This is a genomic window from Lutibacter oceani (assembly GCF_003384935.1).
GTDB lineage: Bacteria > Bacteroidota > Bacteroidia > Flavobacteriales > Flavobacteriaceae > Lutibacter > Lutibacter oceani.
On the sequence record NZ_QTTQ01000012.1, the window covers coordinates 205090 to 219661 of the forward strand.

General features: G+C 29.9%; 15 protein-coding genes. 12 read left to right on the plus strand and 3 right to left on the minus strand.

What is annotated here, in order from left to right:
• Positions 1 to 27: 27 nt before the first annotated feature.
• Positions 28 to 1854, plus strand: coding sequence for a DEAD/DEAH box helicase (locus tag BX611_RS13840; RefSeq protein ID WP_115882398.1), 1827 nt, complete (start codon positions 28 to 30; stop codon positions 1852 to 1854).
• A 63-nt stretch (positions 1855 to 1917) separates the two neighbouring features.
• Here the strand turns inward: BX611_RS13840 and rocD are convergent, their stop codons facing one another.
• Complete coding sequence (rocD, locus tag BX611_RS13845; RefSeq protein ID WP_115882400.1) at positions 1918 to 3156, minus strand: ornithine--oxo-acid transaminase; 1239 nt, start codon at positions 3154 to 3156, stop codon at positions 1918 to 1920.
• Between the two features lie 207 nt (positions 3157 to 3363).
• Between rocD and BX611_RS13850 the strand changes: the two genes are divergently transcribed.
• From BX611_RS13850 to BX611_RS13895, 11 genes are all read left to right on the plus strand, one after another.
• Entirely contained in the window at positions 3364 to 3783 is a 420-nt protein-coding gene (locus tag BX611_RS13850) for a c-type cytochrome (RefSeq protein WP_115882402.1), read from the plus strand.
• Positions 3784 to 3859: 76 nt separating this feature from the next.
• On the plus strand, positions 3860 to 5269 hold the full coding sequence (gene rlmD / locus BX611_RS13855; RefSeq protein WP_115882404.1) for a 23S rRNA (uracil(1939)-C(5))-methyltransferase RlmD: 1410 nt from the start codon (positions 3860 to 3862) through the stop codon (positions 5267 to 5269).
• A gap of 2 nt (positions 5270 to 5271) precedes the next feature.
• Entirely contained in the window at positions 5272 to 5730 is a 459-nt protein-coding gene (locus tag BX611_RS13860) for a DUF6452 family protein (RefSeq protein WP_115882406.1), read from the plus strand.
• A complete protein-coding gene (locus BX611_RS13865) occupies positions 5696 to 6403 on the plus strand; it encodes a DUF6048 family protein (protein WP_115882408.1) in 708 nt (235 codons plus the stop codon). The genes BX611_RS13860 and BX611_RS13865 overlap by 35 nt, the downstream gene beginning before the upstream one ends.
• Positions 6404 to 6525: 122 nt before the next feature.
• Positions 6526 to 7473 (plus strand): isopenicillin N synthase family dioxygenase, encoded by a 948-nt coding sequence (locus BX611_RS13870; protein WP_115882410.1) that lies wholly within the window; start codon positions 6526 to 6528, stop codon positions 7471 to 7473.
• Positions 7470 to 7640: a hypothetical protein gene (locus BX611_RS15085; RefSeq protein ID WP_162880042.1), complete on the plus strand. Its 171-nt coding sequence runs from the start codon at positions 7470 to 7472 to the stop codon at positions 7638 to 7640. Before BX611_RS13870 ends, BX611_RS15085 begins: the two co-directional genes overlap by 4 nt.
• A 43-nt stretch (positions 7641 to 7683) precedes the next feature.
• The gene (locus tag BX611_RS13875) at positions 7684 to 8034 is read left to right on the plus strand and encodes a translation initiation factor (RefSeq protein ID WP_115882667.1); all 351 of its coding nucleotides are present in this window, start codon (positions 7684 to 7686) and stop codon (positions 8032 to 8034) included.
• A 3-nt stretch (positions 8035 to 8037) separates the two neighbouring features.
• A complete protein-coding gene (locus BX611_RS13880; RefSeq protein ID WP_115882412.1) occupies positions 8038 to 8910 on the plus strand; it encodes a nucleoside phosphorylase in 873 nt (290 codons plus the stop codon).
• A gap of 48 nt (positions 8911 to 8958) precedes the next feature.
• Positions 8959 to 9117, plus strand: coding sequence for a hypothetical protein (locus tag BX611_RS15090; protein ID WP_162880041.1), 159 nt, complete (start codon positions 8959 to 8961; stop codon positions 9115 to 9117).
• A gap of 108 nt (positions 9118 to 9225) precedes the next feature.
• On the plus strand, positions 9226 to 12390 hold the full coding sequence (locus tag BX611_RS13890) for a S41 family peptidase (RefSeq protein WP_115882417.1): 3165 nt from the start codon (positions 9226 to 9228) through the stop codon (positions 12388 to 12390).
• Between the two features lie 60 nt (positions 12391 to 12450).
• Positions 12451 to 13383 carry a peptidylprolyl isomerase gene (locus tag BX611_RS13895; RefSeq protein WP_115882419.1) on the plus strand — a complete coding sequence of 311 codons (933 nt, stop codon included), beginning with the start codon at positions 12451 to 12453 and terminating at the stop codon, positions 13381 to 13383.
• A gap of 75 nt (positions 13384 to 13458) precedes the next feature.
• Here the strand turns inward: BX611_RS13895 and lgt are convergent, their stop codons facing one another.
• Both lgt and yidD read right to left on the minus strand, forming a co-directional pair.
• Positions 13459 to 14283, minus strand: coding sequence for a prolipoprotein diacylglyceryl transferase (gene lgt / locus BX611_RS13900; RefSeq protein WP_115882421.1), 825 nt, complete (start codon positions 14281 to 14283; stop codon positions 13459 to 13461).
• Between the two features lie 26 nt (positions 14284 to 14309).
• Positions 14310 to 14570, minus strand: coding sequence for a membrane protein insertion efficiency factor YidD (gene yidD, locus BX611_RS13905; protein ID WP_240324987.1), 261 nt, complete (start codon positions 14568 to 14570; stop codon positions 14310 to 14312).
• Positions 14571 to 14572: the final 2 nt, after the last annotated feature.

A 14572-nucleotide genomic window follows, 5' to 3' on the forward strand; every position in this document is an offset into this window, starting at 1 on the left:
CGTCTGTAAATCAATAATTTATACAGAATGTCGACATTTAAAGAGCTAGGGCTTAATAAAAACATTATTAAGGCCTTAACCGATTTAGGATACGAAAATCCTACAGAAATTCAATTAAAAGCAATTCCACAAGTACTAGCAACAGATCAAGATTTAAAAGCTTTTGCACAAACAGGAACTGGAAAAACCGCTGCATTTAGCTTGCCAATTTTAGAACAAATTGACCTTGAAAGCAAAAATACACAAGCTATTATTTTATCTCCAACCCGTGAATTAGCACTACAAATAGCTAATAACATTGAAGAATTTTCAAAATATACCGATGGTTTTAGAACTGCAGCAGTATATGGTGGAGCTAATATTGAAGAACAAATTAGAAAACTTAAAAAAGGTGTACATATTGTAGTTGGTACTCCTGGTAGAACTGTTGATTTAATTAACAGAAAACAATTGAAACTAGATAACGTTAAATGGCTTGTTTTAGATGAGGCTGATGAAATGTTAAATATGGGTTTCAAGGATGAACTTGATAAAATTCTTGCTGTTACACCTAAAGAAAAACAAACATTATTGTTTTCAGCAACTTTCCCACAAGAAGTAGAAAGTATTGCACGTAACTATATGTACAAACCAGTTGAAATTACTTCTGGAGAAAAAAATAAAGGTTCCGATCAGGTTTCACATCAATACTATGTAGTATCTGAAAGAAACAGATATGCAGCACTTAAGCGTATTGCTGATGTTAACCCAGATATTTACAGTATTATTTTTTGTAGAACTCGTAGAGAAACACAAGAAATTGCAGATAAATTAATTAAAGACGGTTACAATGCCGATTCACTTCACGGAGATTTATCTCAAGCCCAGCGTGATAGTGTTATGGAAAAATTCAGAAAAAAACATTTACAATTATTAGTTGCAACTGATGTTGCAGCAAGAGGTTTAGATGTTACAGATTTAACACACGTAATAAACCATAAATTACCCGATCAGATAGAATCTTATACTCACCGTAGTGGTAGAACTGGTCGTGCTGGTAAAGAAGGAATATCTATAGCTATTGTAACTGGAAGAGAAAAAGGAAAGTTACACCCAATTGAAAGAAAAATTGGTAAAAAGTTTATTAGTACTCCTATACCAACTGGAAAAGAAATTTGTCAAAATCAGTTATTAAAATTAATTGATAAAGTTCACGATATTAAAGTTAATGATACTGAAATAAACGATTTTCTTCCTTCAATTTATGAAAAATTAGAAGGTTTAAATCGTGAAGAATTAATTAAAAGATTTGTTTCAATAGAATTTAATACATTCCTTTCTTATTACGAAAATGCTCCAGACTTAAATGACAGTGATCAAATGAGGAGAAATGATAGAGATAGTAGAGGAAAAAATAGAGATGATGAAAATATGACTCGTTTCTTTATAAATATTGGAAGAAAAGACAAGTTAAACCCTGCGAGGTTAATTGGTTTAATTAATGAGCAACAAATTGCCAAAAATATTGAAATTGGGCAGATTGAAATTTTAGATACTTTTTCATTTTTTGAATTAGATAAAAATTATACTGACGAAACAATTTCTGCTTTTCAAGAAGGAGATATTGATTTTGAAGGAAGAAATGTAAATGTTGAAATAACCGAAAAGAAACGTTCTGGAAGAGGAGGCGGAGGTGGCCGAAGAAGAAGAGATGATGGAGGCAAAAACGAAAACAGCCGAAGCGGTGGAGGAAGACGCAGAAGTAAAGATCGTAAATCTTCAGGATCTGGAGATTTTAGTGGTTTTGGAAGAAAACGTTCTGATAACAAAAGTGCTTTTGGCAATACCAAACCTTCAAAAAGAAGAAAAGCATAAAACATATTCTATAAAAAAAGCAGCCAATTGGCTGCTTTTTTTATTATAAATATTTTCAAAATATTAAAATTCTGAAATTGTTTTTGTAATTATTGAAACACAATCTAATAATTGCTCTTTGTCCATTACTAAAGGCGGAGCAAAACGAATAATATTTCCGTGAGTAGGTTTAGCTAATAAACCATTATCTCTTAATTTTATACAAATATCCCACGCAGTTGAACTAGCTTCACTATCATTAATAACAATTGCATTTAACAACCCTTTTCCTCTAACTAATTTTACCAAATCACATTTATCAACTAATCTATTTTGAATTTCTGATCTAAATAAATTACCTAGTTTTTCAGCATTTTCAGCAAGTGCTTCCTCCTTTACTACGTTTAAAGCTGCTATAGCAACTGCACAAGCTAACGGATTTCCTCCAAAAGTAGAACCGTGCTGACCAGGTTTAATTACATTCATTATTTCATCATTCGCAAAAACTGCTGAAACAGGATACACACCTCCACTTAAAGCTTTTCCTAAAATTAAAATATCCGGTTGTACATTTTCGTGGTTTACTGCTAATAATTTTCCGGTTCTTGCTACACCCGTTTGAACTTCATCAGCTATAAACAAAACATCATACTTTTCACAAAGTGCCTTTGCTTTTTTCAAATACCCTTCTGAAGGAACATAAACACCCGCCTCGCCCTGTATTGGTTCCACTAAAAATCCAGCAATATTATTACTCGATTTAAACGCTTCTTCTAAAGCTTGTAAATTATCGTACTCTATTTTAATAAAACCAGCCGTAAAGGGACCAAAGTTTTTGCGAGCATCTTCATCATTAGAAAAAGAGATAATTGTAGTTGTACGTCCGTGAAAATTGTTTTTACACACAATAATTTGCGCATCATTTTCAGCAATACCCTTTTTTTCATAAGCGTACTTTCTACATAATTTAATTGCTGTTTCAACTGCTTCTGCACCTGTATTCATTGGTAATACTTTTTCATAACCAAAAAACTCAGTTACAAATTTTTCATAACTTCCTAAAACATCATTATAAAATGCGCGTGATGTTAATGTTAATTTACTGGCTTGTTCTGTTAAGGCACTTATTATTTTTGGATGACAATGACCTTGATTAACTGCTGAATATGCTGATAAAAAATCGTAATAACGTTTTCCCTCAACATCCCACACATAAACGCCTTCTCCTCTGCTTAATACAACAGGTAATGGATGGTAATTATGAGCCCCATACTTGTTTTCTAAATCAATTGCTTGTTGTGATGATATTGTTTCTGAAACCATCTTTTAAAAAAGTTTAAAATTGAAAATAATCAATTCCTCGTTTGGGAGAGAAATCATCCCATTTGATAGTGCAAATTACAAATTATTTTGTGAATTTTTAATGCTTCAAAAAAGAAGTCTTAAACAAATTAAAAATGTTATAAAAATTACACAATGTTAAAATTAATTGAATAAATTTGTTATCAATATTTAATTAAATTCAAAAAAATGAAAAAATCTGTTTTAGTGTTAGGTTTAGCTGCTGTAATTTTTACAAGTTGCGGAGAAAAAAAGAAAGAAGAAGTTAAAAAAGAAGTTGAAACTCCGGTTGAAACTGTTAAAGAAGAAGTAAAAGAAGCCGTTGTTGACAATATTGAATTAGGAAAACAATTGTTTACAGATAAAACTTGTGCAACTTGCCACCAAGCAGATGCTAAAGTAATTGGTCCTTCTATAAAAGACATAAATAAAATATATGCTGAACAAAATGGCAATATTGTTACGTTTTTAAAAGGAGAATCTGCTGCAATTGTTGATACTGATCCAGGTCAGGTAGCAATTATGAAAGCTAACTTAGATGGTTTTGTAAAAGATCTTTCTGGCGACGAACTTGCTGCATTAGCAGCTTATATGCGTTCAGTAAAATAAATTTATAAGTAAAAATAATAAAAAGCATCTCTTAAATAGAGGTGCTTTTTTTATGCTAAAATGTTACATTTGCAAAATGGCAAGAAAAAAGAAACCACTTATTTTTGAAAACATTACAGTATTAGATGCTGGGGCAAGAGGAAAAACCGTTGCCAAAGCACCTGATGGACGTGTAATTTTCTTATCTAACACAGTACCCGGTGATGTTGTAGATATTAGAACAGGAAAAAAAAGGAAAGCATATTTTGAAGGAACTGCAATAAAATTTCATGAATATTCTAATAAAAGGGTCACTCCTGTTTGTGAACATTTTGAACATTGTGGTGGTTGCAAATGGCAGAATATGGGGTATCAACATCAATTAGCATATAAAGAAAAAGAGGTTACCAATAACTTAATTAGAATTGGGCATTTAGAATTACCTGAAATTACACCTATATTGGGCTGTGAAAAAACTTATTTTTACAGAAATAAAATGGAGTTTTCCTTCTCAAATAGCCGTTGGTTAACTTTGGAAGAAATAAATTCTGAAGAACAAATTGATGACAGAAATGCTTGTGGTTTTCATATTTCAGGAATGTGGGATAAAATTTTAGATGTTAAAAAATGTCATTTACAAGAAGACCCTTCTAACGATATTCGGAATTTTATTAAAAATTATGGAATAGAAAACGGATTGGAATTTTACAATCCGAGGGAACAATCTGGTTTATTAAGAACAATAATGCTTCGTATTTCTTCAACAGGAGAAATTATGGTTGTTATTCAATTTTTTAAAGAAGATAAACAAAAACGTGAAGGTTTATTAAATGCTTTATCAGAAAAATTTCCACAAATTACATCACTTCAATATGTAATTAACAGCAAAGGAAACGATACTTTATACGATCAAAATATTATGCTATTTAAAGGCAGAGATCATATTTTTGAAGAAATGGAAGGTTTAAAATTTAAAATTGGACCAAAATCATTTTATCAAACTAACTCTGCACAAGCGTACGAATTATATAAAATAACCCGAAATTTCGCCAACTTAACAGGAAATGAGGTAGTTTACGATTTTTACACAGGAACAGGAACCATTGCTCAATTTGTGGCAAAAAAGGCAAAAAAAGTTATTGGTGTTGAATCTGTACCTGAAGCTATTGATGATGCAAAGTTAAATGCACAATTAAATAACATTGAAAACGTTGAGTTTTATGCAGGAGATATGAAAGATGTTTTTAATAACAGTTTTATAAAAAAACACGGTCAGCCTGATGTTATAATAACAGATCCACCAAGAGATGGAATGCATAAAAATGTGGTGGCTAAAATATTAGAAATTGCACCTAAACGCATAGTATATGTAAGTTGTAATTCAGCAACCCAGGCTCGTGATTTAAGTTTAATGAAAGATCAGTATAACATTGTTAAAACACAAGCTGTTGATATGTTTCCACAAACACACCATGTTGAAAATGTGGTTCTTTTAGAATTAAAATAATTATGAAAAAATATTTTACATTAATAATTTTATCACTAATCTTAATAATAAGTTGTGAAAAAGATGATATTTGTTTAGAAAACACTACTCCAAATTTGGTGCTAAAATTTTATGATTTCGAAAATGACACACTGGTAAAAAGCATGTTAATAGATTCCATAAGAGCAATAGATAATGTTCTTATTGGAGATTACACCAAAAAAACACTCGATTCCATTTTAATTCCTTTAGATTTAAACGAGTTTAAAACTGTATATCAAATTTCATCTGGAGGAACATCAGATACCATTTATTTTAGTTATGGTAGAAACGATGTATTTGTATCAAGATCTTGTGGTTATAAAACAATTTTCGAAAATTTAGCTATAGATAGTACAACAAACAACTGGATTAAATCATATAATATTAATAATACAATTATTGACAATGATACAACGGCACATATTAATATTTATCATTAGTGTTTTAATTCACTTTACTACAAGTGCTCAAAAACAGGAGAACAAACAAGAACAGGATTCTGTTAAAACTAAAGTTAGTTATGGTCTTAGGCTAGGCGTTGATATTAGTAAACCTATTATTTCTTTTTTAGAAGAAAACACAAAAGGATTAGAAATAACTGGAGATATACGCATTTCAAACAATTACTATGCCGCTGCTGAATTAGGGTATGAAGACGTTTTAAAAACTGAAGATTATTTAAATTACACAACCAAAGGTTCTTTTATTAAACTTGGAATTAATTACAATGCCTACGAAAATTGGAAAGGTATGAACAACCAAATTTATATAGGTGGACGCTATGGTTTTAGTGTTTTTGAACAAACCTTAAACAGTTACACGCCAAATGCAAAAGGCACTTATTTTATTGCAAATACAATTGAAGCTGGTACAAATTTTAAAGATTTAAACGCACATTGGTTAGAATTCCTGTTTGGTATGAAAATTGAAACTTTATCAAATTTATATTTAGGTGTACAGTTAAGTGTAAAAAAAATGATTTCAACCAAAGAACCTGAAAACTTCAAAAACTTGTATATTCCTGGTTTTAACAGAGTTTTTTCTAATGATTTAGGAGTTGGTTTTAATTATACCGTTAGCTATAATATACCTATTATTAACAAGTATAAATAATTTTATTATTTTTAAATGATTAAATAATTTTTTACGAAACGAGCATGCTAAAAAGTTTATCATACTACGAAATGACTAATAGCGAACAGCATGTAACCTTTAAAAAACAATAATATAGACACATGAAAAATATACCAAGTGTAGATTTATCAGATTTTTTATCTGGTGATTCCAAAAGAAAGGAAAAATTTATAAAAGAAATTGGTGAAGCTTATGAAGAAATAGGTTTTGTTGCTCTAAAAGGTCATTTTTTATCAGATGAACTAACTGATAGCTTATATAACGAAGTTAAAAGTTTTTTTGAACTTCCAGAAGAAATTAAAGAATCATACGAAATTGATGGAATTGGAGGGCAACGAGGTTATACCTCTTTTGGAAAAGAAAGTGCAAAAGGTAAAAAAGAAGGCGATTTAAAAGAGTTTTGGCATTTTGGACAAGAAGTAATTGGAAATGATAAATTAAAAGCTGAATATCCAAAAAATGTATATGTAAATGAAATTCCTAATTTTAACAAAACAGGAATGGAAGCTTATAAAATGTTAGAAAAAACAGCCATTTATGTATTAAGAGCGTTGGCTTTGTATATAGGTTTAGATGAACAATATTTTGACCAATATGTAACTAACGGAAATAGTATTTTACGTCCAATACACTACCCTCCTATTCAAGGTGAACCAAAAGGTGCAGTTAGAGCGGCTGCACATGGTGATATTAATTTAATAACCTTGTTAATGGGAGCTTCTGCATCTGGTTTAGAAGTGCAAAACAAACAAGGAGCATGGATTCCTGTTACTGCTCTTCCTGAACAACTAGTAATTAATGTGGGAGATATGTTAGAACGTCTTACAAATAATAAGTTACGTTCAACAATCCATAGAGTTGTAAATCCACCAAGAGAAGAATGGGGAAAACCAAGATATTCAATCCCATTTTTTACACATCCAATTAGTGAAATGTCTTTAAATTGTTTACCTGAATGTATTTCTAAAACACATCCAAAAGCTTATGAAGACATTACAGCAGGAGAATTTTTAAATGAGCGTTTAAGAGAATTAGGTTTATTAAAATGATTTCAAAAAAAGTAATTTCATTTTTTACGTTTGGGGTATTTTTAATTATTGCAGGTGCCATATTAAAAATTTCAAAAAATCCTCAAGCAAGTTTAATTTTAGGAATTGGTTTGGTTTTTGAACTTTTTGCTACCTTACTTTTTATTTGGAATAAACTTAAAAAATAATTCTAATTTAATTAAATTTACATCAATAATTTCAGCATTAAAAATGGGAAAAAAGAAATTAAGTAGTTTAGAAGATTTAGGTGGTTTTGTATTTTCAACAAACGATAATTTTGAATATGAAAATGAAGAAAATACAGCAACTTTACCTGTAAATAAACAATACTTAGAAGCTCATTTTTCAAACAAGGGAAGAGGCGGAAAAACAGTTACTGTAATTACTGGATTTGAAGGTAGTGATGCCGACTTAAAAGCTTTAGGAAAAATGTTAAAGCAAAAATGCGGTGTGGGAGGAAGTATTAAAGATGGTGAAATTATTATTCAAGGAAATTATAGAGATAAAATAATGGAAATCCTTAAAAAGGATGGCTATAACATAAAACGCGTAGGCGGATAACATATGAACAAAATTGCAGCTTCAGAGCTAATTTTAAATCCTGATGGTAGTATTTATCATTTAAATTTAAAACCCGAAAACATTGCTCACAATATTATTTTTGTGGGTGATCAAAATAGAGTACCAAAAATTACACAACATTTTGATTCAATTGAATTTGAAACTCAAAAAAGAGAATTCAGAACAATTACAGGAACATACAAAGGAACCCGAATGTCTGTTATTTCAACAGGTATTGGTCCAGACAATATAGACATAGTGATAAACGAGTTGGATGCATTGGTAAATATTGATTTGGAAAAAAGAACCGTAAAAAAAGAACACGTACAATTAAATATTGTTAGGATAGGAACTTCAGGTTCTTTACAAAAAGATATTCCTGTAGATAGTTTTGTTTTAGCAAAATACGGGTTGGGTTTTGATGGTATGCTTCACTCTTATGCCTGTGAACATGTTTTAGAAGCAGATTTTGAAGACGCTTTTATTAAGCATACAAATTGGAGTTCCAGAAAAGCAAGACCTTATATTGTAAAAAATAGTGAAACTCTTGAAGAAAAACTTGCTAGTGATAAAGTTTTTATTGGAGTAACAGCAACTGCAGTAGGCTTTTACGGACCACAAGGAAGAATTTTAAGATTGCCTATTCAAGACCCTAAATTAAATAGTAAAATTGATAATTTTGAATATAATGGAGTTCGAATTACTAATTTGGAAATGGAAACATCAGCAATTTATGGTTTAGCTAAATTATTAGGTCATAATGCGTGTTCAATGAATGCAATTATTGCAAACAGGGCAAATGGAACTTTTAGTAAAGACCCTTATAAACCGATAGACGAACTTATTTTGTATACCCTAAATAAATTGTGCTTATAAAATAATTTGTATATTTCATCGTTGAAAATTAATAAAACCCCTATTAATATGAAAAAATTAATTACTTCTTTATTGGCAATAACTTTTATGTTGCTTTTATTTACTTCTTGCGGATCTTCTAAAAAAGGATGCGGATTAACTTCAGACGCTTCCCTAATTCAAAAATCTGCAACATCAGAAATTGTTGTTGTTGCTGAGGCAGATTAATCTCTTAATCTTATTTTTTAACAAAAAATAGGACTTTTTAACATATAAAAAATAGTAACTTTAAAGTTTATTTGAAAATCATTGATTTGCCAACTCAAACTTTATTTTATGAAATTTTTAAAATCACTTTGTAGTGTACTAATACTATGCATTACTTTTATTAGTTATTCTCAATCAAAAGACATTTATTTTACTTTAAACCCAACATTAACTCCCAATGCTGAATTTATTATATTTAGTTATAATGGCGATTTATGGAAAGTTAAAACCGAAGGTGGTGATGCACATAGAATAACCGCAATGCAAGGAGATGAAATAAATCCTAGTGTATCTCCAGATGGTAAATGGGTTGCTTTTTCAAGCAATCAATATGGAAATAATGATGTTTATGTAATGCCTATAAATGGTGGGGATATTAAACAATTAACATTTCATGATGGTGGAGATAATGTTAGTTCTTGGAGTTGGGACAGCTCAAAAATTTATTTCACTTCCGGAAGGTATAATTCATTTACAACTTACAGTATAAATAAATCTGGTGGAACTCCTCAAAGATTATTCAAGCATTATTTTAATACAGTTCATAATGTTATTGAAAATCCTTTGAATGATGAAATTTATTTTAATGAAAGTTGGGAAAGTGGACGTTTTGCACACAGAAAAAGATACAAAGGAGATTATAATCCAGATATAAAATCTTTCAATTTAAAAACTAAAGAATATACAAAACACACAACTTATAGAGGTAAAGATTTTGGTGTAACCTTTGATAAAAACGGAACATTGTATTTTAAATCTGATGAAGCTAACGGAGAATACAATTTATACACCCTACAAAATGGAGAAAAAAAACAACTTACAACATTTGAAACTTCATTAATGTGGCCAAAGGTAAGTGCCAACGGTAAAAAAGTAGTTTTTAGAAAAGATTACCAAATTAATGTATACGATGTTGCTTCTGGTAAAACCTCAAAACCAACAATTAATATTATAAAAAATAATACTTTAGAAAAAGAACAATCTTATGCTATAAAAGGAAAAATAAGTTATTTTGATATTTCTCCAGATGAGAAAAAAATTGCTTTTATTTCTAGAGGAAAATTATTTATTTCAGACATTAAAGGGAAATTTGTAAAAGAAATTAATACAAATACTAGTGAAGCTGTTCAGGAAGTTAAATGGTTAAAAAACAACAAATCATTAATTTATTCACAATCATATAAAGGGTATTACAATTGGTTTTCAATAGATGTTGATGTTGCATCTAAAGAAAAACAACTTACAAGAGTTACAATGAACAACCGCCAAATTACTTTTAATAGTGATCGTTCTAAAGGGGTTTATTTAAGAGGAAGGAATGAGATTTGTTTAATTAATTTGAACACTTTTAAAAGTGAAATTATTGTAAATGATGAACTTTGGGGGTTCTATAACTCTAACCCATATTTTTCACCAGATGATAAATATATAATTTACAATGCTTATAGAGATTTTGAAACCGATATTTTTACGTACAACATCGAATCTAAAAAAATAACTAATTTAACAAATACAAAGGTTTCTGAATCTGAACCAATTTGGTCTCCGGATGGGAAATACGTGTATTTTTCTTCAGATAAATTACAACCAGGATATCCTTTTGGAACTACTAATTCTAAAATATATCAAATGTCTTTAGATAAATTTGAAGCACCTTTTAAATTGGATGAAATTTCAAAATTATTTAAAGAAGAAGAAAAGAAAGATTCAAAAGAAAAAAAAGAGAACGATGAAAAAGCAAGCCCTAAAAAAGAACTTCCTAAAGTAACAATTAATCCAAATGGGTTAATGAAACGTTTGACTCAAATTAGTCCTAATTTTGGTCAACAAGAAAATCCTTCAATCATTCAAAAAGATGAAAAAACATATGTAATATATATTTCAGATCATAATGAAGGTAAATCACAACTTTGGAAAACAAAGCTTGAGCCTTTTGAAAAAAAGAAAACAGAGCAAATAAGCGATAAAACCATTCGAAATTATCAATTGTTTCAGTCAGAAAAAAACAATTATTTATTATTTGACGGAAATATAAATACGTTAGATATTTCAGAAAACAAACTAAAAGAAATTGAAATTGAGGCTCGTTTTGAAAAGTCTTTATCAAACGAATTTACTCAAATGTATTTTGAAGCTTGGGCTGGTATGGAAGAGAATTTTTATAATGAAAATTTTCATGGGCAAGATTGGCAAAAGTTAAGAGATCAATACGCAAATTACTTACCTTATATTACTAGTAGATCAGAATTAAGACTTATTTTTAATGATATGCTTGGGGAACTAAATACCTCCCATTTTGGTTTTAATTCAAATGGAAAAGAGGAAGATATCTACTACGGAACACGTTCCTTAGCCACAGGAATTTTATTTGACAACAACAATCCGTTTGAAGTAAGTAGTATTATAAAAGATAGTCCATCAGATATTTCGGAAAAAAACCTTAGAAAAGGAGATAAACTTATTGCCGTAAATGGAGAAAAAGTAAATACTCATGAAAATAGAGAAAAATATTTTTCGGCACCTTCTTTTTCAGATGAAATAACCTTAACATTTGAAAGAAATGGTACTGAATTTAATGTAAATATTCACCCATCCTCTAGCGGAAACATAAGAAATTTATTATACGATGAATGGCAAGATGAAAATCAGAATTATGTAGATTCTAAATCTAAAAACCGTATTGCTTATGTACATATGAAAAATATGACAGGAGGCGAGTTACAGAAATTTAAAGAAGATTTAGTTACAAGTAAAGAAGCAGATAAGGATGCTTTAATTTTAGATTTACGCTACAATACTGGTGGAAATGTACACGATGAAGTGTTGCGTTTTTTAAGTCAGAGAACATATTTAAACTGGAAATATAGAGAAGGTAAACTGGCAAAACAATCTAATTTTGGCTATGCAGACAAGCCAATTGTATTGCTTGTTAACGAGCAATCGTTATCAGATGCAGAAATGACGGCAGCAGGTTTTAAGGAATTAGAACTTGGTATGATTATTGGTACGGAAACATATAGATGGATAATTTTTACTTCAGGAAAAGGCTTGGTTGATGGTTCTTTTTATAGATTACCATCTTGGGGATGTTATACTTTAGATGGCAAAAATTTAGAAACAGAAGGTGTAAGTCCTGATATTTATGTAGGTGAAAGTTTTAAAGACCGTTTAACTGGTAACCAACCACAATTAGATAAAGCTATTGAAGTAATTTTAAATGAGTTGAATAAGTAAGGGTAATACTTTTATTATAAATGAAAGCATGTATCTTTGCACTTTATAAAAAATAAGAAAATGAATAACGGATTATACGCAAAATTTAACACCTCAAAAGGTGCTATTTTAGTAAACTTAGAATTTGAAAAAACTCCTGGAACAGTTGGTAACTTTGTTGCATTAGCCGAAGGGAATTTAGAAAACAATTCAAAACCACAAGGAACACCTTATTATAATGGATTAAAATTTCATAGAGTTATTGCTGATTTTATGATACAAGGAGGATGTCCTTTAGGAACTGGAGCTGGTTCTCCAGGATACAGTTTTGACGATGAATTTCATCCTGATTTAAAACACAATGCTCCTGGAATATTATCAATGGCAAACTCTGGCCCTGCTTCTAATGGAAGTCAGTTTTTTATTACACATGTTGCAACTCCTTGGTTAGATAATAAACATACGGTGTTTGGAAATGTTGTTGAAGGACAAGATGTTGTGGATGCTGTTGCACAAAATGATATGTTAGAATCTATTGAAATTATTAGAGTTGGTGAAGCTGCTGAAAATTTTAATGCTGTTGAAGCATTCAGAGTTTTTGAAGGTTCCAGAGCTAAAAGAGAAGAGGCTGCAAAACAAGCAATGAAAGCGCAAATGGATAAAATTGCAGCTGGTTATGATGAAACTCCAAGTGGATTACGCTATAAAATTTTACAAGAAGGTTCTGGTAAAAAAGCTGAAAAAGGTAATATGGTTTCTGTACACTATAAAGGACAATTATTAGATGGTCAGGTATTTGATTCTTCTTACTCTAGAAAACAACCAATTGATTTTACTATTGGGGTTGGACAAGTAATTCCTGGTTGGGATGAAGGTATTCAATTATTAAAAGTAGGAGACAAAGCGCGTTTAGTTATTCCTTCAGATTTAGCATATGGAAGTCAAGGTGCTGGTGGTGTTATTCCTCCAGATGCAACCTTAATTTTTGATGTAGAATTAGTGGATGTAAAATAACAAACACAAATATTTTTTAAAACAAAAAGCATTGATTAATAATCAATGCTTTTTTTTATATATAATGTATAAGGCTTAGCCTTTATTATTTTTTTTAAACATAAAATACAAACCAACTAAAATTAAAGGAATACTTAAAACCTGCCCTGTATTTAATCCAAAAATCCAATCTTCACGCCCTTCTACTTGTGCTTCTTTAAAGAATTCTACAAAAAACCGAACCGTCCAAAGTAACACAAAAAACAGTCCGAATAAATATCCTGACCTTTGTTTTTTATCAGTTTTCCAATATACAAACATTAAAATTCCAAAAATTACTAAATAACTAATTGCTTCATATAATTGAGCTGGGTGACGTGGAAAATCTTCTCCTAATCTTTTAAAAACAAAACCATAATTACTATTTGTAGGCTTTCCAATAATTTCAGAATTCATTAAATTACCTAATCTAACAAACATTGCACCTAAAGCTACAGGCACCACAATTCTATCTAAAATAAATAGTATTGGCTTTTTTAAAACCTTTTTACTGTATAAATACATAGCAATTATAACTCCTATTGCTGCTCCATGACTTGCTAAACCGGCAAAGCCAGTAAACTCAAATTTTGGAGAAAATCTAAATGGTAAAATTACTTCCAATGGTTTTCTAATTAAAAATTCAGGATCATAAAACAAAAAATGTCCTAAACGTGCACCAATCAAGGTTGCAACAACTGTATAAATAAATAATGAGTCTAATTTTTCAATTTGAATTTTTTCATTAATAAATATTTTTTTCATTAAATACAACCCCAGCATAAATGCAAAAACAAACATTAAACTATAATAACGTATTGCAAATGAACCAATTTTAAAAATTTCCGGTGCTGGATTCCAATCTATTTGAAGTATAGTCATTGTTAAATGTATAAAATTTAATTTTATTAATTGTTTTTCTCTTTTTTAGTGTTTTTTTCTGGAACAGGATCATAACCACTTCCACCCCACGGATGACAGCTACCTATGCGTTTAATAGCTAGCCAACCACCTTTAAAAATACCATGAACTTTTAAAGCTTCTAATGTATAACTGGAACACGTTGGTGTATACCTGCAAGCAGATGGTGTATAAGGTGAAATTGCGGCTTGGTAAAAACGTACCAACCAAATAAACGGAATTGCTAATATTTTAGTAATACTTTTCAATA